The sequence below is a fragment of the Pseudomonas sp. NFIX28 genome (assembly GCF_900107395.1).
GTDB lineage: Bacteria > Pseudomonadota > Gammaproteobacteria > Pseudomonadales > Pseudomonadaceae > Aquipseudomonas.
Genome location: NZ_FNPW01000007.1, coordinates 240,087 through 258,735, shown reverse-complemented (window position 1 = coordinate 258,735; position 18,649 = coordinate 240,087). Strand labels below are relative to the sequence as shown.

Here is an 18,649-nt window from a genome sequence, read left to right as displayed (position 1 = left end):
GGGCCGCAAGGCGCCGCCCCCGGTCTTTATCAGGATCGGAAATTCATGGCATTCGTAGCGCAAATCAAGATTCCCGCCACCTACATGCGTGGCGGTACCAGCAAGGGCGTGTTCTTCAGCCTGCAAGACCTGCCCGAGGCGGCGCAGTTGCCGGGAGCGGCCCGCGATGCCTTGCTGTTGCGGGTGATCGGCAGCCCGGACCCGTACGACAAGCAGATCGACGGCATGGGCGGCGCCACGTCCAGCACCAGCAAGACGGTGATCCTGTCGAAAAGCATCAAGCCCGATCACGATGTGGATTACCTGTTTGGCCAGGTATCGATCGACAAACCCTTCGTCGACTGGAGCGGCAACTGCGGCAACCTGTCGGCTGCGGTCGGTTCCTTCGCCATCAGCAGCGGCCTGGTGGAGGCCGCGCGCCTTCCGCAGAACGGCGTGGCCGTGGTGCGCATCTGGCAGGCCAACATCGGCAAGACCATCATCGCCCATGTGCCGATGACCAACGGTGCGGTGCAGGAAACCGGCGATTTCGAGCTGGATGGCGTGACCTTTCCAGCAGCCGAAGTGCAGCTGGAGTTCATGGACCCGGCGGCCGAGGAAGAGGGCGGCGGCGGTTCGATGTTCCCCACCGGCAACCTGGTGGACGACCTGGAAGTGCCGGGTGTCGGGACTTTCAAGGCCACCCTGATCAATGCCGGGATCCCGACCATCTTCATCAATGCCCGTGACATCGGCTACACCGGCACCGAGCTGCAGGCCGATATCAATGGCGACCCCAAGGCGCTGGCGATGTTCGAGACCATTCGCGCCCACGGCGCGCTGCGCATGGGGCTGATCCAGGATCTGGATGAAGCCGCCAAGCGCCAGCACACGCCCAAGGTCGCCTTTGTCGCACCGCCCGCGGATTACCAGGCTTCCAGCGGCAAGACGGTGAAGGCCGGCGATGTCGATCTGCTGGTGCGCGCGCTGTCCATGGGCAAGCTGCACCACGCGATGATGGGTACCGCCGCGGTGGCCATCGGCACGGCGGCGGCGATCCCCGGGACCCTGGTCAACCTGGCGGCCGGTGGCGGCGAGCGCAGCGCGGTACGTTTCGGCCACCCGTCGGGAACCTTGCGCGTCGGCGCCGAAGCCGTGCAGGACAACGGCGAATGGAGCGTGACCAAGGCCATCATGAGTCGTAGCGCGCGGGTCTTGATGGAAGGCTGGGTGCGTGTGCCCGGCGACGCTTTCTAAGGACGAACCGTTAACCGCAGGAGTCGCCGCTGGCGCTCCTGCGGGCGGATAAAATAAACAGATATAACCCGATCAGCCTGACCTTGAGGATGCAACCAAACCCTTGATGGAGTGAACTGCCCATGAGCGCCAACGTTGATCTGAACGAACGCCCCGATTACGACCAGGTCCTGCAGGACATCGCCGACTACGTCCTCGATTATCGGATCGAGTCCCAGGCCGCCCTGGACACAGCGCGCAACTGCCTGATGGACACCCTTGGTTGCGGCCTGCTGGCCCTGCGTTTTCCCGAGTGCACCAAGCACCTGGGGCCTATCGTGGAGGGCACGATGGTGCCGTTCGGCGCACGGGTGCCGGGCACGTCCTATCGGCTCGACCCGGTCAAGGCGGCCTGGGATATCGGCTGCATCGTCCGTTGGCTGGATTACAACGACACCTGGCTCGCCGCCGAGTGGGGCCATCCTTCCGACAACCTCGGCGCCATCCTCGCGGTGGCTGACCATCTTTCGCAAAAACGCTTGGCCAATGGCGAGGCACCGCTGACCATGCGCGCGGTACTCGAAGCCATGATCATGGCCCATGAGATCCAGGGGGTAATGGCCCTGGAGAATTCCTTCAACCGGGTCGGCCTCGACCATGTCCTGCTGGTGAAAGTCGCCTCGACCGCGGTCAGCGCCAGGCTGATGGGCGCCAGCCGCGAACAGATGCTGTCGGCGCTGTCCCATGCCTTTGTCGATGGCCAGGCGCTGCGCACCTACCGGCATGCGCCGAACGCCGGTTCGCGCAAATCCTGGGCGGCGGGGGATGCCACCAGCCGTGGCGTGCGCCTGGCGGATATCGCCTTGCGCGGCGAGATGGGCATCCCGGGAGTGCTGAGCGCGCCGCAGTGGGGTTTCTACGATGTATTGTTCAGCCACACCAACAAGGACCTGGCGCTCAAGCCCGAAGAGCAGCGGCGCTTTAGCCTGTCGCAGAAATACGGCAGCTATGTGATGGAAAACGTGCTGTTCAAGATCAGCTTCCCGGCCGAGTTCCATGCGCAGACCGCCTGTGAAGCGGCAGTGACCCTGCACCCGCTGGTGCGCAATCGCCTGCATGAGATCGATAAAATCGTCATCACCACCCACGAATCGGCGATCCGCATCATCTCCAAGGTCGGCCCGCTGGCCAATGCCGCCGACCGCGACCATTGTCTGCAATACATGACCGCCGTGCCGCTGGTGTTCGGCAACCTGGTGGCCGAGCACTATGAAGATGGCTTCCATGCCGCCCACCCGATCATCGATCAGTTGCGCGCGAAGATGCAGATAGTCGAGGAGCCGCGCTACAGCCGCGAATACCTGGAGGCCGACAAGCGCTCCATCGCCAACGCGCTAGAGGTGTTTTTCAAGGACGGCTCGAGCACCGGGCAGGTGGCGGTGGAGTATCCGATCGGCCATCGCCGGCGCCGCGCCGAAGGCATTGCGCTGCTGGAAGACAAGTTCAAGGCCAACCTGGCCACTCGTTTCACCGCCCAGCGTTCGGTGCAGATCTTTGCCCTGTGCAAGGACCAGGCACGGTTGGAAGCCACGCCGGTGCATCGGTTCGTCGACCTGCTGGTGAGCTGAGGGGAGGGCGGACCGCGGCTTGGTCCGTGAGCAGGCTGCTGCCGGGGATGCTGCATCCCCCAGGTAGCGAGCCTGCTTGCGATAGCGGTGGGGCGCTCGAAAATCTACTTGAAGCGTCGTTCGACGCCTTTTTCCACGAGGATCTTCGCCGAAATTTCTTCCACCGAGAAATGCGTGGAATTGATGTGCGGAATGTTCTCGCGGCGGAACAGGTTTTCCACTTCGCGCACTTCGAACTCGCACTGGGCGTAGCTCGAATAGCGGCTGTTGGGCTTGCGCTCGTTGCGGATGGCGGTGAGCCGGTCGGGGTCGATGGTCAGGCCGAACAGCTTGTGATGATGGGCGCGCAGGGCCGTCGGCAACTGCAGGCGCTCCATGTCGTCTTCGGTCAGCGGGTAGTTGGCGGCGCGGATCCCGAATTGCATGGCCATGTACAGGCAGGTCGGGGTTTTGCCGCAGCGCGACACGCCGACCAGGATCAGGTCGGCCTTGTCGTAGTAATGGGTGCGGGCGCCGTCGTCGTTGTCGAGGGCAAAGTTCACCGCCTCGATCCGTTCCATATAGTTGGAGTTGCCGCCGATGGAATGAGACTTGCCGACCGAATACGACGAGTGTTCGCTCAACTCCAGTTCCAGGGGCGCGAGGAAGGTCGAGAAGATGTCGATCATGAAACCATTGGACGTTGCGAGGATCTCACGAATGTCCTGATTGACGATGGTGTCGAAGATGATCGGGCGAAATCCGTCCTTTTCGGCGGCGATGTTGATTTGTTGTACCATGGCCCGCGCTTTATCTACGCTGTCGATATACGGTCGCGTGATTTTGCTGAAGGTAATGTTTTCGAACTGCGCCAGGAGGCTCTGGCCGAGGGTTTCAGCGGTAATGCCGGTACCGTCGGAGATAAAGAAAGCAGATCGTTTCATTTGCACCTTGGGCCTTAAGCTAGTGACGAATCTTGGATATGATAGGCGCGATTTGCCGGCCTCCAATGGCCGGCATTCTCACTTATTTTCCAGGTCCAGGCCATACAGCCGGCAAGCGCTCCCCGAGCAGCCGGCTTCTGAGCTTTTCCAACACAGTTAGTGGAGAGATCACCTTGGTAGAGTACGTAGTTTCCCTCGATAAGCTCGGCGTCCATGATGTAGAGCATGTGGGGGGCAAGAACGCATCCCTGGGCGAGATGATCAGTAACCTCGCAGGTGCCGGGGTATCGGTACCTGGAGGCTTTGCCACGACGGCTCAGGCCTATCGTGATTTTCTCGAGTTGAGCGGTCTGAACGACCAGATCCACGCCGCGCTCGACGCCCTGGACGTCGATGACGTGAATGCCCTGGCCAAGACCGGCGCCCAGATCCGCCAATGGATCATGGAAGCCGAGTTCCCGGAGCAACTGAATAGCGAAATCCGTACCGCGTTCGCCAAGCTGTCCGCGGGCAACCCTGACATGGCCGTGGCTGTGCGCTCCTCGGCCACCGCCGAAGACCTGCCGGACGCTTCCTTCGCCGGCCAGCAGGAAACCTTCCTCAATATCCGTGGCGTCGAGAACGTCATTCGCGCGGCCAAGGAAGTCTTCGCTTCGCTGTTCAACGACCGCGCCATTTCCTATCGCGTGCACCAGGGCTTCGACCACAAGCTGGTCGCCCTGTCTGCCGGCGTGCAGCGCATGGTGCGTTCGGAAACCGGCACCGCCGGCGTGATGTTCACCCTCGACACCGAGTCGGGCTTTCGTGACGTGGTATTCATCACCGGCGCCTACGGCCTGGGTGAAACTGTCGTCCAGGGTGCGGTGAACCCGGACGAGTTCTACGTCCACAAGGGCACCCTGCAAGCCGGTCGCCCAGCCATCCTGCGCCGCAACCTGGGCAGCAAGGCGATCAAGATGATCTACGGCGACGAAGCCAAGGCCGGTCGCTCGGTCAAGACCGTCGACGTCGACAAGGCCGATCGCGCGCGCTTCTGCCTGACCGATGCCGAAGTCAGCGAACTGGCCAAGCAGGCGATGATCATCGAGAAGCACTACAAGTGCCCGATGGACATCGAATGGGCCAAGGACGGTGACGACGGCAAGCTGTACATCGTCCAGGCCCGTCCGGAAACCGTGAAGAGCCGCACCCAGGCCAACGTCATGGAACGTTACCTGCTGAAGGAAACCGGCACCGTGCTGGTGGAAGGTCGCGCCATCGGCCAGCGCATCGGCGCCGGCAAGGTGCGGATCATCAAGGACGTGTCGGAGATGGACAAGGTCCAGGCCGGCGACGTACTGGTATCGGACATGACCGACCCGGACTGGGAACCGGTAATGAAGCGCGCCAGCGCCATCGTCACCAACCGTGGCGGGCGTACCTGCCACGCCGCGATCATCGCGCGCGAGCTGGGTATCCCGGCCGTTGTCGGTTGCGGCAATGCCACTGAACTGTTGAAAGACGGCCAGGGCGTGACCGTGTCCTGCGCCGAAGGCGACACCGGTTTCATCTTTGAAGGCGAACTGGGCTTCGACGTGAAGAAAAACTCCGTCGATGCCATGCCGGAATTGCCGTTCAAGATCATGATGAACGTCGGCAACCCGGACCGCGCCTTCGATTTCGCTCAACTGCCGAACGCCGGCGTCGGCTTGGCTCGCCTGGAATTCATCATCAACCGCATGATCGGCGTGCACCCCAAGGCGCTGCTGAACTACGCCGGCCTGCCGCATGACATCAAGGAAAGCGTCGACAAGCGCATTGCCGGTTACCACGAGCCGGTCGGCTTCTATGTCGACAAGCTGGTTGAAGGCATCAGCACCCTGGCCGCGGCGTTCTGGCCGAAAAAGGTCATCGTGCGCCTGTCGGACTTCAAGTCCAACGAATACGCCAACCTGATCGGCGGCAAGCTCTACGAGCCGGAAGAAGAAAACCCGATGCTGGGCTTCCGCGGCGCTTCGCGTTACATCAGCGAATCCTTCCGCGACTGCTTCGAGCTCGAATGCCGCGCCCTCAAGCGCGTGCGCAACGACATGGGCCTGACCAACGTCGAGATCATGGTGCCGTTCGTCCGTACCCTGGGTGAAGCCAGCCAAGTGGTCGACCTGCTGGCCGAAAACGGCCTCAAGCGCGGTGAAAACGGCTTGCGCGTGATCATGATGTGCGAGCTGCCTTCCAACGCGATCCTGGCCGAAGAGTTCCTCGAGTTCTTCGACGGTTTCTCCATCGGCTCCAACGACCTGACCCAGCTGACCCTGGGCCTGGACCGCGATTCGGGCATCATCGCGCACTTGTTCGACGAGCGTAATCCGGCGGTCAAGAAGCTGCTGGCCAACGCCATCGCCGCTTGCAACAAGGCCGGCAAATACATCGGTATTTGCGGCCAGGGCCCGTCCGACCACCCGGACCTGGCCAAGTGGCTGATGGAGCAGGGCATCGAAAGCGTTTCGCTGAACCCGGATTCCGTACTGGAAACCTGGTTCTTCCTGGCCGAAGGCCAGGGCGAGGTCTGATCGATGAATGAAGCGTCGGCCAGTTTTCGCGCGGGCCGGCGCTTTAAGATTCAAGTAGGGCGGGCTCCATCTGGATGCCGCCCTTTTTTGTGCAAGAGCATTATGCAAAGCAGCAGCAATCTATTTCCCGTCGCCTTGATCAGTGCTGAACGTCGAGGCGATTTGAGTGAAGACGTCTACCGCCTGAAGCCCGGCAACAGTCCGGATGCCACGGTGGAGCTGGCCGTTACCCGTCTGGGCATGGCGGACGAGCCTGAGTCCCGTGGCGTTCCGGTAATCCTGCTGCACGGCAGCTTTTCCAATCGGCGCTTCTGGTATTCGCCCAAGGGCATCGGCCTGGGCGCGTATCTGGCGCGCATGGGCTTCGATGTATGGATCCCCGAAATGCGCGGCCACGGGCTGTCGCGACGCAATGCCGAGTATCGCAAGAATCGCGTGGCGGACTACGCGCAATACGATTTGCCAGCCATCGGCGCTTTTGTGCGCGAGCAAAGCGGCCAGGTTCCGCACTGGATCGGTCATTCCCTGGGGGGTATTACCCTGGCGGCGGCCTTGGGCGGCCAGTACTTGGATGAGCTGGTAGTGGCGTCGGCGGCCCTGTTCGGCTGCCAGGTCAGCCGCACGTATTGGCCGTTGAAAATCCCGGCGGTGGAGTGGAGCGGTCGTTTCATCCTCAAGCGTTTTTCCCAGTTGTCCGGCTCGCGGCTCAAGCGTGGTCCCGAGGACGAGCCCATTGGCCTGGCCCTGGAAGGCATGCGCTGGTATGGGCTGTTCGGGCGTTTTGGCGATGGACAGAAGGATTGGTGGGCCGGTTTGTCGGACGTTTCGGTGCCAGTGTTGGCGGTGAGCGCGGCCGGGGATCATCAGGATCCGACCTGGGCCTGCCGCAAACTGTTTGACCAGTTGAGTTCCGAGCATAAACAGTTTGTCTGCCTGGGACGCGAGCAAGGCTTCAGTGGCAATTTCGGCCACGTCGAGATGCTTGTGAGCAAAGCGGCGCAGGCTGAAGTCTGGCCTTTGGTGGCACGCTGGTTGAAGGATCAGCAGACGCCGCTACTGACAGCGGAAGCCGAGTTGGCAGCCGCGAGTTGACTGCGGAGGCTCTGACAAGAGCATTTCGTTCCGCTTCGCTTGCGGCTAAGATATGACGAATTGAGCGGTTCTGGTCATATTCAGTCGTCAGGCTGGCATTCTGTTCGTGTCGCTGAGCCTGCTGAAATTGGCGTATGGTGGTGGTTTGAGTAGTGATCGATGAAGCGTTAAACATTCGCTGCCTGCACTCGTATCACTCAGCATGAACCCTGCGAATTCCGACACCGCGACGTGTTTCTTCCATACAGGAGTTTCTCGATGAATCATTACCTTACTCCCGACCTGTGCGATGCCTATCCGGAACTGGTACAGGTGGTTGAACCGATGTTCAGTAATTTCGGTGGCCGTGACTCTTTCGGCGGCGAAATCGTGACCATCAAGTGCTTCGAAGACAACTCGCTGGTCAAGGAACAAGTCGAGCTCAAGGGCCACGGCAAGGTGCTGGTGGTCGACGGTGGCGGCTCCCTGCGCCGTGCGCTGCTGGGCGACATGCTGGCCGAGAAGGCGGCGAAGAACGGTTGGGAAGGGCTGGTGATCTACGGCTGCATCCGTGATGTCGATGTCATCGCGCAAACCGACCTGGGCGTTCAGGCGCTGGCCAGCCACCCGATGAAAACCGACAAGCGCGGCATTGGCGATCTCAACGTGGCGGTGACTTTTGCCGGGGTGACATTCCGTCCGGGCGAATATGTCTATGCCGACAACAATGGCGTAATCGTTTCGCCAAGCCCGCTGAAAATGCCCGAATAAGCAGTCGACCAAGCAAGGGATGAGGATGTTCGAGGAAGACAACGCGCAATGGGGGCTGGTACATGCCCTGGTGCTGGACGGTAAAGGTGGTGCGCGTGCGATTGCCCGAACTGAACTGGACGACCTGCAGTTGCAGCCCCATGAGAGCCTCTGGCTGCATTGGGATCGCAGTCATCCGCAAACCCAGACCTGGTTGCGCAAATCCAGCGCCCTGAGTGAATTCAGCTGCGACCTCCTGCTCGAAGAAAACACCCGGCCGCGCCTGTTGGCGCTGCCGGATTCCGAGTTCCTGCTGTTTTTGCGCGGTATAAACCTCAATCCCGGCGCCGAGCCGGAAGATATGGTTTCGGTACGCATCTTCGGTTCGGCCCAGCGCGTGATTTCCCTGCGCCTGCGGCCATTGCGCGCTACCGATGAGCTGTTGGTGCAACTGGGCGAAGGCAAGGGGCCGAAAACGGCTTCTGAACTCATCCTTTATATGGCCGAATACCTGACCCACAAAGTGCAGGACCTGGTCAGCGACCTGTCGGAAGTGGTCGATGCCGAGGAAGAAAAGCTGGATGCCGACGAACGGTATACACCCGAGCACAGCAACATCCTGCAGATTCGTCGGCGGGCTGCCGGGCTCAAACGCTTCCTCGCTCCGCAGCGGGACATCTTTGGCCAACTCAGTCGTATCAAGCTGCCTTGGTTCGCCGATGACGATGGCGATTACTGGAACGAATTGAACAACAGCCTGACCCGTTACCTGGAAGAACTCGAATTGACCCGAGAGCGCGTGGGGCTTGTGCTGGAGGCCGAAGACCGACGCTTGAGCGTGCGCATGAACCGCATCATGTTTCGCTTCGGCATCATCACCGGAATCTTTTTGCCGATGAGTTTTCTGGCCGGCTTGCTGGGGATCAACGTGGGAGGAATCCCGCTTTCCGACAGCCCCTACGGTTTCCTGGTGGCCTGCCTGCTGATGGCGCTGGTGGCGCTCGGGCAGTGGTGGTTGTTCCGACGTTTGCGCTGGGTCTGATCATGAACTATGTGACCCAAGGAATTTTGATCGCGTCTTTCACAGACATATCGAGAGGTGCGTATGCACGATCCGTTTGAACAGTCGTTGCGTGACATGCTCAAGGCCACACCGTCCACCCGGGACGACGATGCGTGCCTGGGCCGCGTGCTGAAAACCGCCAACCGGCAGGTGGGGGCGGGCGATCTGTTCAGCCTGCTCGGCCGCTGGTTGCCGGCGCTGATGATTGCTCTGAATAACGGATCGGCCCATATCTCGCCGGTTTCCCGTCTTAAACCTACTGCTCGCACTGCTGATAAGGCTGATTGAATATGGAACTTGATCTCTGGACTCAGAGCCTCGTCACTGCGATGACTGCGTTGTGGACCAAAGTAGCGAACTTCATTCCCAACCTCTTCGGCGCGCTGGTCGTGCTGCTGTTGGGCTTCGTGGTTGCCAAGCTGCTCGATACCCTGCTTTCGAAACTGCTCGCCAAGCTGGGCCTGGATCGCCTGATGGGCGGTACCGGTTTGACCAAGCTGTTGTCCCGTGCGGGTTTGCAAGTGCCGATTTCTACCCTGATCGGTAAAATCGTGTATTGGTTCGTATTATTGATTTTTCTGGTTTCTGCTGCAGAATCCCTTGGCCTGGAGCGGGTTTCGGCTACGCTCGACATGCTGGCGCTGTATTTACCGAAGGTTTTCGGGGCCGCGCTGGTGCTGTTAGTAGGGGTATTGCTGGCGCAACTGGCCAATGGGCTGGTGCGTGGCGCCGCTGAAGGGGTTGGCCTGGATTACGCCAGTGGCCTGGGACGAATTGCCCAGGGATTGGTGATCATCATCAGTATTTCCGTTGCGATCAGTCAGTTGGAGGTCAAAACCGACCTGCTCAACCATGTGATCGTGATTGTTTTGATTACCGTTGGTCTGGCTGTTGCCTTGGCCATGGGGTTGGGAAGTCGGGATATTGCCGGCCAGATTCTTGCGGGAATCTATGTGCGTGAGTTGTATCAGGTTGGGCAACAAGTGCGAATTGGCGAGGTCGAAGGGCAGATCGAAGAGATCGGCACGGTTAAGACTACACTGCTGACCGATGAGGGCGAGTTGGTTTCTCTCTCCAATCGGATCTTGCTGGAGCAGCATGTAAGTAGCCGCTAACCTGGCAAACCCTGCTAATGTATGCCGCCGCAAAATGCCCTTGTCTGGGCTGCGGTGGACATTGACCTGACTGTCGGCCCGACTCGTTTTGAATAAAGCCCAACCGCTATCCACGCGCTATGACCCCCGTGAGCTCTCTGACGAGGAGTTGGTTGCGCGCTCGCACACGGAGCTGTTTCACGTAACGCGTGCGTATGAAGAGTTGATGCGACGCTATCAGCGAACCCTCTTCAACGTTTGTGCACGTTATTTAGGGAACGATCGTGATGCTGACGATGTCTGTCAGGAGGTGATGTTGAAGGTGCTGTATGGCCTGAAGAACTTTGAAGGGAAGTCGAAGTTCAAGACATGGCTTTATAGCATCACGTACAACGAATGCATCACGCAGTACAGAAAGGAACGACGGAAGCGTCGATTGATGGATGCGTTAAGTCTTGATCCCCTCGAGGAAGCGTCTGAAGAAAAGGCGCCGAAACCTGAGGAAAAGGGCGGACTTGACCGCTGGTTGGTGCATGTAAACCCGATCGATCGGGAAATTCTGGTGCTACGATTCGTCGCAGAACTGGAGTTTCAGGAGATCGCAGATATCATGCACATGGGTTTGAGTGCTACGAAAATGCGGTACAAGCGTGCGCTTGATAAATTGCGTGAGAAATTTGCAGGCATTGCTGAAACTTAGTTCGGCGCAAATATCTCTTACGTCTAGGTAAGTTCTGATAGACTTACCGCCGAGTTGTCCCCCGGTATGTGGGACTGCTTTACAATCACCAGATGGGGATTTAACGGATGAAACTGAAAAACACCTTGGGCATTGCCATTGGTTCTATTGTTGCCGTGACTTCGTTCGGCGTTCTGGCGCAAGGCCAAGGCGCGGTCGAGGGTGAACTGTTTTACAAAAAACAGTACAACGACAGCGTTAAGCACATCGAAGACGGTTACAACCCAGGCGCTCGCATCGGCTACTTCCTGACCGATGACCTGTCGTTGGACCTGAACTACGACCAAACCCACCACACCCGTTCCAACGACGGTACTGGCAACCAGAAGATCAAGGGTGACACCGGCAGCCTGCTGGCTACCTACCACTTCGGTCAAGCTGGCGTGGACTCCCTGCGTCCATACGTTTCCGGTGGTTTCGGTCACCAGAGCCGTACCAACGTCCTGGCTGACGGCCACAGCGGTCGCGATCGTTCGACCCTGGCTATCATCGGTACCGGTGTTAAGTACTACTTCACCGACAACCTGTTCGCTCGTGCCGGCGTTGAAGCCGACTACGCAATGGACAACGGCAAGTGGGACTACTCCGCTCTGGTTGGTCTGGGTGTGAACTTCGGCGGCAACGCTGGCAAGGTTGCTCCAGCTCCTGCTCCAGTTCCAGAGCCAACTCCAGAACCAGAAGCTCCGGTTGCTGAAGTTGTTCGTGTTGAGCTGGACGTGAAGTTCGACTTCGACAAGTCGGTCGTTAAGCCTAACAGCTACGCTGACATCAAGAACCTCGCTGACTTCATGAAGCAGTACCCACAAACCACCACCGTTGTTGAAGGTCACACTGACTCCGTCGGTCCTGACGCTTACAACCAGAAACTGTCTGAGCGTCGTGCAAACGCCGTTAAGCAAGTTCTGACCAGCCAGTACGGTGTTGAGTCGAGCCGCGTTCAATCCGTTGGTTACGGTGAGTCCCGCCCAGTTGCTGACAACGCAACTGACGCTGGCCGCGCTGTAAACCGTCGCGTAGAAGCGCAGGTTGAAGCACAAGCTCAACAAGCTCAGTAATCTGTAGCTTGCAGCTTTGAGAAACCCGGCCTAGGCCGGGTTTTTCTTTGTCCGCGATTTGATGAAAAGCACCTGGAATCAGGCCGACAAGGCTGCCGCCAGGGCCGCTTCGGAAAGGACCGGCAGCTGCGCGCCTGCAGCAGCCACCTCGCCGACGACCAGGATGGCCGGGCTTTTCAGCTGGAAGGCCTGCGCATCGTCCTGCATCGCGTGCAGTTCGCTCCGGCACAGGCGTTGTTCGGGCAGGGATGCGTTTTCAATCATGGCCACCGGCGTATGCGGCGCCAGGCCGCCCGCGATCAGTTGTTCGCGTATCTCGCCGAGTTTGGCCACCCCCATATAAATCACCAAGGTCGTACCGCTTTGCGCCAGGGCCTGCCAGTTGAGGCTACTGTCGTCCTGGGTGTGGGCAGTCAATAGGGTGACGCCACGGGCGACACCGCGCAGGGTCAGCGGGATGCCGCATTGGGTCGCCCCCGCCAGGCCGGCGGTGATGCCGTTCACCAGTTCCACTTCGATTCCCCGTTCCTGCAGCCACTGCGCCTCTTCGCCGCCACGGCCGAAGATACACGGATCGCCGCCCTTGAGGCGTACCACGCACTTGCCATGTCGGGCATAGCGCAGCATTAGCCGATGAATGAATGCCTGGGGGGTCGAGCGGCAGCCGCCGCGCTTGCCCACCGCAACGACCCGCGCCCCGGGGCAATGCACCAGCACCGCCGGGTTCACCAGATCATCGATCAGCACTACATCGGCGCTGCCCAGGGCCCGCACGGCCTTGAGGGTCAGCAGTTCAGGATCGCCAGGGCCCGCACCCACCAGCCAGACTTTTGCGCTCATGTTTGTTTCCTCACAGGGGGATTGCGACTGGCTGTGCCGTACTGGCCAGCAGACGTTTGATTTCGGGGACGCAGGAACCGCATTGAGTGCCGCAGCCCAGTTCCTGTTTCAGGCCGTCGAGGTCCAGGCCGCGGGAGATCCCGGCGCAGACCGTGTTCTGGCTGACGTTCTTGCAGTTGCACAGGATCTTGCCGCTGGAGGCGATCAGCCCGGCCGCCCCCGGCGGTGCGCTCATCGGCGCCAGCAGCCAGCGGCGCAGCTGTGCGTCGGCCTTGCCTTCCAGCCACAGGTTCTGCAGCCAATGCCGGGCCAGGGTTTCACCGGCCAGGCGAATGGCGGTGATCCGCCCCTGTTCGATGCGCACCCGCTTGCCGATGGAGCGTCGCGGGTCGTCATAGGCCAATACCGGCCCCTCGTTGAGCCCCAGCAATTGGTCGATGTCCTTGAGCAGTTGCGGTGCCGGCGCCTCGGCGTTGGCCACGCGCAGCAACAGGGCCGGGCGCTCGCGGCCAGCCAGGCTCAGGCTGACGTAGGCAAAGCTCTCGCAGAGCGGGCGCAGGGCTTCGAAATGCCGCTGCACGTCGCCTTCGATCAGGGCGAACAATTGCCACGGCAGCTGGACCGGCTCCAGGCGTACGCCGCTGTGCTTGAGTTCCGGTTGCTTGGACAACGGGTCGAATGCCGGCTGGGTCACGGCATTGACGCCGCCCTTGAGAAAGCGATCGCCCCAATGCATCGGCAGGAAAGCCTGGCCCGGGCGCACGCTGTCGTCGTCCGCCACCGCCACGATCACGCTGCCGCGACGGCTTTTCAGCGACACCAGGTCACCCGCTTGCAGGTTCTGCCGGCGCAGTTCGTCCGGGTGCAGGCTGAGGACGGCTTCGCTGACATGGCCGAACAGCTGGGCCGCGGTGCCGGTGCGGCTCATGCCGTGCCACTGGTCGCGCAGGCGGCCGGTAATCAGGGTCAGTGGGAAACGTGCGTCCCGCTGTTCCTTGGCCGCGCGATACGGGTCGCTGATGAAGTGCGCCCGCCCACTGGCGGTCGGGAAGCGGCCGTCGCCGTACAGCCGCGCCGTCCCTTGTTCGGCGCCAGCGGGGAAGGGCCATTGCTGCGGGCCGATCCGGTCGAGCAGCGCGTGGCTGATGCCGGAAAGGTCCAGGTCCCGGCCGCGGGTCAGCAGCTTGTATTCATCGAACACCTGGGCCGGCGTGTGAAGGGCGAACAGGCTCGGTCGTTGCGGGCGCAGGCGGCGTTCCAGGCGCCGGGCGAAGTCCAGGGTGATGGCCCAGTCCGCGCGCGCTTCGCCCGGCGCGGCCACGGCGCGGCGCACGTGGGAGATACGCCGTTCCGAGTTGGTCACGCTGCCTTCTTTTTCGCCCCAGCTGGCGGCGGGCAGCAGCAGGTCGGCAAAGGCTGCGGTCTCGGTGGTGCGAAAGGCTTCCTGCAGGACCACGAACGGGCAGGTCAGCAGGGCTTCGCGCACTGCGTTCTGGTCGGGCAACGATTGCGCCGGGTTGGTGCAGGCGATCCACAGCGCCTTGATCTTGCCGTCGCGCAGTTGTTCGAACAGCTCGATCGCGGTCAGGCCGGGGCTGGCTGGCAGTTGCTCGACGCCCCAGTAGGCCGCGACTTCGGCCCGATGTTCGGGGTTGGCGGCGTCCCGGTGCCCCGGCAACAGGTTCGAGAGGCTGCCGGTTTCCCGTCCGCCCATGGCATTCGGCTGGCCGGTGAGGGAAAAGGGGCCGGCTCCGGGGCGGCCGATCTGCCCGGTGGCCAGGTGCAGGTTGATCAGCGCGCTGTTTTTCGCGCTGCCGGCACTGGACTGGTTCAGCCCCATGCACCACAGCGACAGGAAGCTCGGCGAGGTGCCGACCCATTCGGCGCACTGGCGCAATTGCTCGACGCTGATGCCGCACAGCTGCGCGACCATGTGCGGGGTGTAGTCATGGACCAGGTTCTTCAGCTCGGCCAGGCCTTCGGTGTGCGCGTCGATGAAGTCGCGATCGATCCAGTCCTGCCACAGCAGCAAGTGCAGGATGCCGTGGAACAGCGCGACATCGGTGCCAGGCAGGATCGCCAGGTGCAGGTCGGCCAGGTCGCAGGTGTCGGTGCGCCGCGGGTCGATGACGATCACTTTCATTTGCGGCCGCAGGCGCTTGGCCTGCTCCAGGCGGCGGAACAGCACCGGATGGGCGTAGGCCATGTTGCTGCCGACGATCATCACGCAGTCGCTCAGCTCGATATCTTCGTAGCTGCAGGGCGGCGCATCGGCGCCCAGGCTGCGTTTGTAGCCGACCACCGCCGAGGACATGCACAGCCGCGAATTGCTATCGATGTTGTTGGTGCCCACCAGGGCCCGGGCCAGCTTGTTGAAGGCGTAGTAATCCTCGGTAAGCAATTGCCCGGAGATATAGAACGCCACGCTGTCCGGGCCGTGCTCGGCGATGGTGTCGGCAAACACATTGGCCGCGTGTTCCAGCGCGGTGTCCCAGTCGGTGCGGCTGCGCGCCAGGGCCTTGCCCAGGCGCAACTCCGGGTACAGGGCGCGGGCAGCGAGGTCGCCGGTCAGGTGCAGGGTGGAGCCCTTGCTGCACAATTTTCCGTGGTTGGCCGGGTGGCTCGGGTCGCCACTGACGCCGAGGATGCGTTCGCCGTCGTGCTCGATCAGCACGCCACAGCCAACGCCGCAATAACAGCAGGTCGAGGCGGTCGTCTGGCGGTTCATCATCCGGCATCCCGCAAGGCCAGCAGCACGCGGCCGTTTTCCACCCGTGCCAGGTGGTGATGGGCGCACCCGACATCCGGCGCCTGCGCCTCGCCGGATTCCAGGTCGATCTGCCAGTTGTGCAGCGGGCAGGCGACCTTCTTGCCATAGATCAGCCCCTGGGACAGCGGCCCGCCTTTGTGCGGGCAGCGGTCGTCGAGGGCGAAGACTTCGTCGTCGCCGGTGCGAAAGATCGCGATATCGCCCTTGGGGCCGTTGACGATGCGCGAGCCCAGGGCGTTGATCTCGTCCAGGGCGCAGATATCCAGCCAGTTCATGGCAGCACCTCCAGAGGCTTGACGCGGATCGGCTCGAACTCTTTTTTCAGCAGCGGCTGTTCCAGGCGCTCCTTCCACGGGTCCTGTTCGAAGGACAGGGAGAATTGCAGGCGCTCGTTGAGGGCCTTGCGTCGCTGCGGGTCTTCGATGATGGCCTGCTTGATGTGCGCCATGCCGACCCGTTGCAGGTAGTGCACGGTGCGCTCCAGGTAGAAGGCTTCTTCGCGGTACAGCTGCAGGAAGGCACCGTTGTATTCGCGTACCTCGTCAGCGGTTTTCAGCTTGACGAAGAACTCCGCGACCTCGGTCTTGATCCCGCCGTTGCCGCCGATGTACATCTCCCAGCCCGAATCGACGCCGATGATGCCGACATCCTTGATCCCGGCCTCGGCGCAGTTGCGCGGGCAGCCGGAGACCGCGAGCTTGACCTTGTGCGGCGACCACATGTTGAACAGGTCATGCTCCAGCTCGATGCCCAGTTGCGTGGAGTTCTGCGTGCCGAAGCGGCAGAACTCGCTGCCGACGCAGGTTTTCACGGTGCGGATGGACTTGCCGTAGGCATGGCCGGAGGGCATGTCCAGGTCCTTCCAGACCCCGGGCAAATCCTGCTTCTTGATGCCCAATAGGTCGATGCGCTGGCCACCGGTGACCTTGACCATCGGCACCTGGTACTTGTCCGCCACGTCGGCGATGCGCCGCAGTTCGGATGGAGTGGTGACGCCACCCCACATCCGCGGCACCACCGAATAGGTGCCGTCTTTTTGGATATTGGCGTGGGCCCGTTCGTTGATCAGCCGCGATTGCGGATCGTCCCTGGCTTCGCCCGGCCAGGTGGAAATCAGGTAGTAATTCAGCGCCGGGCGGCAGGTGGCGCAGCCGTTGGGCGTGCGCCAGTTCAGGTAGCTCATGGTGCCGGCGATGGTCAGCAGGTGCTGCTCGCGGATCGCTCGGCGGATCTGCCCGTGGTTGAGGTCGCTGCAGCCGCAGATGGCTTTCTCGCTTTTTGGCTTGACGTCGGCCGCGCCGCCCACGGTGTTGATCAGGATCTGCTCCACCAGGCCGGCGCAGGAACCGCAGGAGCTGGCGGCCTTGGTGTGCTTCTTGACCTCGTCGACGCTGAACAGGCCGTGCTCCTGGATCGCCTTGACAATGGTGCCCTTGCACACGCCGTTGCAGCCGCAGACTTCGGCGCTGTCGGCCATGCTCATGGCCTTGTCCTGGCCTTGGTGGCCGACATCGCCCAAAGCGTTCTCGCCGAACATCAGGTGGTCGCGGATCTCGCCGATGGCGTGGTTCTCGCGGATCTGCCGGAAGTACCAGCCGCCGTCGGCGGTGTCGCCGTACAGGCAGGCGCCGACCAGGACGTCGTCCTTGATCACCAGCTTCTTGTACACGCCGCCGATGGGGTCGGAGAGGGTGATGGTCTCGGTGCCTTCGCCGCCCATGAAGTCACCGGCGGAAAACAGGTCGATACCAGTGACTTTCAACTTGGTCGAAGTCACCGAACCCTGGTAGCGGGCGAAGCCCAGTTGCGCCAGGTGGTTGGCGCAGACCTTGGCCTGTTCGAACAACGGCGCCACCAGGCCGTAGGCGATACCGCGGTGGCTGGCGCATTCACCGATGGCGTAGATGCGTGGGTCGTAGGTTTGCAGGGTGTCGTTGACCAGGATCCCGCGGTTGCAGGGCAGGCCGGCTTTCTCCGCGAGTTCGGTATTGGGGCGGATGCCGGCGGCCATCACCACCAGGTCGGCGGGGATGATGTCGCCATTTTTGAACTGCACCGAGCCGACCCGGCCATTGCCCGCGTCGTGCAGGGCCTGGGTCTGCTCGCTCAGGCGGAATTTCAGGCCACGGTTTTCCAGGGCGGTCTGCAGCAGTTGGCCGCTGGTCTTGTCCAGCTGGCGCTCCAGCAGCCATTCGCCGATGTGCACCACAGTCACGTCCATACCGCGCAGCATCAGGCCATTGGCGGCTTCCAGGCCGAGCAGGCCGCCGCCGATGACCACTGCGTGTTTGTGGGTCTTGGCGGTGTCGATCATCGCCTGGGTGTCGGCGATATCGCGGTAGCCGATCACGCCCTGCAGGTCGTTGCCGGGAATCGGCAGGATGAACGGCGTCGAGCCGGTGGCGATCAGCAGGCGGTCGTACTCGGCTTCGCTGCCGTCTTCGGCGATCACCCGGCGCTTGGCCCGGTCGATCTGCACCACCTTGCGGTTGAGCAGCAACTTGATGTCGTTGTCCAGATACCAGCCCAGGTCGTTGAGCACGATTTCTTCGAAGGTCTGTTCGCCGGCCAGTACCGGGGAGAGCAGGATGCGGTTGTAGTTGGTGTGGGGTTCCGCGCCGAAGACCGTGATGTCGTACAGCTCGTTGCTCAGCTTGAGCAGTTCTTCCAGGGTGCGAACCCCGGCCATGCCATTGCCGATCATCACCAGCTTGAGTTTGTTCATTTCGCTCTCCGCGGAGGCAGGCCGTCGGTCATGCCGGGCCTGGCTCGATAAACGTTGCGCAAACAAAAAAGGCGTCCCGCCAGTTGCCTGGCAGGACGCCTTTGTCCGGTCCCGTTCTCTCGGGAAAGACCCATCCTTCGTCGTTGAAGGCCAGGTCGTATGTGCTGTTGGGAGAGTTAATGCAGCGGTTGTGCCAAGTTCCACCGATAGCGGTTTCAGTGGGTCTG

Annotated in this window: 15 protein-coding genes; 10 read left to right on the top strand and 5 right to left on the bottom strand. The window is 61.6% G+C overall.

The features are described 5' to 3' along the window. The first annotated feature begins 45 nt into the window (after positions 1-45). Positions 46-1,236: a 2-methylaconitate cis-trans isomerase PrpF gene (gene prpF, locus BLV20_RS16045; RefSeq protein WP_092303045.1), complete on the top strand. Its 1,191-nt coding sequence runs from the start codon at positions 46-48 to the stop codon at positions 1,234-1,236. A 122-nt stretch (positions 1,237-1,358) separates the two neighbouring features. Beyond that, positions 1,359-2,843 carry a 2-methylcitrate dehydratase gene (prpD, locus tag BLV20_RS16040; protein WP_092303043.1) on the top strand — a complete coding sequence of 495 codons (1,485 nt, stop codon included), beginning with the start codon at positions 1,359-1,361 and terminating at the stop codon, positions 2,841-2,843. A 104-nt stretch (positions 2,844-2,947) separates the two neighbouring features. On the opposite strand, the gene BLV20_RS16035 is transcribed toward prpD, so the two are convergent. Further along, the gene (locus BLV20_RS16035; protein WP_092303041.1) at positions 2,948-3,766 is read right to left on the bottom strand and encodes a posphoenolpyruvate synthetase regulatory kinase/phosphorylase PpsR; all 819 of its coding nucleotides are present in this window, start codon (positions 3,764-3,766) and stop codon (positions 2,948-2,950) included. 173 nt (positions 3,767-3,939) lie between these two features. On the opposite strand from BLV20_RS16035, the gene ppsA reads away from it, so the two are divergent. The 8 genes from ppsA to BLV20_RS15995 all read left to right on the top strand — a co-directional run bounded on the left by ppsA (position 3,940) and on the right by BLV20_RS15995 (position 12,087). Then, on the top strand, positions 3,940-6,315 hold the full coding sequence (ppsA, locus tag BLV20_RS16030; RefSeq protein ID WP_092303039.1) for a phosphoenolpyruvate synthase: 2,376 nt from the start codon (positions 3,940-3,942) through the stop codon (positions 6,313-6,315). A gap of 102 nt (positions 6,316-6,417) precedes the next feature. Continuing rightward, positions 6,418-7,407, top strand: coding sequence for an alpha/beta fold hydrolase (locus BLV20_RS16025; protein ID WP_092303037.1), 990 nt, complete (start codon positions 6,418-6,420; stop codon positions 7,405-7,407). Positions 7,408-7,665: 258 nt separating this feature from the next. Next, positions 7,666-8,157, top strand: a complete 492-nt coding sequence (rraA, locus tag BLV20_RS16020) for a ribonuclease E activity regulator RraA (RefSeq protein ID WP_075118774.1) — start codon at positions 7,666-7,668, stop codon at positions 8,155-8,157. A 25-nt stretch (positions 8,158-8,182) separates the two neighbouring features. Then, on the top strand, positions 8,183-9,178 hold the full coding sequence (locus BLV20_RS16015; protein WP_092303035.1) for a zinc transporter ZntB: 996 nt from the start codon (positions 8,183-8,185) through the stop codon (positions 9,176-9,178). Positions 9,179-9,241: 63 nt separating this feature from the next. Then, positions 9,242-9,487, top strand: coding sequence for a CrfX protein (locus BLV20_RS16010; protein ID WP_092303033.1), 246 nt, complete (start codon positions 9,242-9,244; stop codon positions 9,485-9,487). A 2-nt stretch (positions 9,488-9,489) separates the two neighbouring features. Further along, positions 9,490-10,314, top strand: a complete 825-nt coding sequence (locus tag BLV20_RS16005; protein WP_092303032.1) for a mechanosensitive ion channel family protein — start codon at positions 9,490-9,492, stop codon at positions 10,312-10,314. Positions 10,315-10,402: 88 nt separating this feature from the next. After that, complete coding sequence (sigX, locus tag BLV20_RS16000) at positions 10,403-10,993, top strand: RNA polymerase sigma factor SigX (protein ID WP_092303030.1); 591 nt, start codon at positions 10,403-10,405, stop codon at positions 10,991-10,993. Between the two features lie 107 nt (positions 10,994-11,100). Then, positions 11,101-12,087: an OmpA family protein gene (locus tag BLV20_RS15995; RefSeq protein WP_092303028.1), complete on the top strand. Its 987-nt coding sequence runs from the start codon at positions 11,101-11,103 to the stop codon at positions 12,085-12,087. 78 nt (positions 12,088-12,165) lie between these two features. Here the strand turns inward: BLV20_RS15995 and cobA are convergent, their stop codons facing one another. Genes cobA through nirB form a run of 4 tightly spaced genes read right to left on the bottom strand, consistent with a single transcriptional unit; the run spans position 12,166 to position 18,422 of the window. Then, on the bottom strand, positions 12,166-12,927 hold the full coding sequence (gene cobA, locus BLV20_RS15990) for a uroporphyrinogen-III C-methyltransferase (RefSeq protein ID WP_092303026.1): 762 nt from the start codon (positions 12,925-12,927) through the stop codon (positions 12,166-12,168). A 10-nt stretch (positions 12,928-12,937) separates the two neighbouring features. Continuing rightward, positions 12,938-15,655 carry a nitrate reductase gene (locus BLV20_RS15985; RefSeq protein ID WP_092303024.1) on the bottom strand — a complete coding sequence of 906 codons (2,718 nt, stop codon included), beginning with the start codon at positions 15,653-15,655 and terminating at the stop codon, positions 12,938-12,940. After that, the gene (gene nirD, locus BLV20_RS15980) at positions 15,655-15,972 is read right to left on the bottom strand and encodes a nitrite reductase small subunit NirD (protein ID WP_092303022.1); all 318 of its coding nucleotides are present in this window, start codon (positions 15,970-15,972) and stop codon (positions 15,655-15,657) included. Before nirD ends, BLV20_RS15985 begins: the two co-directional genes overlap by 1 nt. After that, positions 15,969-18,422, bottom strand: a complete 2,454-nt coding sequence (gene nirB / locus BLV20_RS15975; RefSeq protein ID WP_092303020.1) for a nitrite reductase large subunit NirB — start codon at positions 18,420-18,422, stop codon at positions 15,969-15,971. The genes nirD and nirB overlap by 4 nt, the downstream gene beginning before the upstream one ends. Positions 18,423-18,649: the final 227 nt, after the last annotated feature.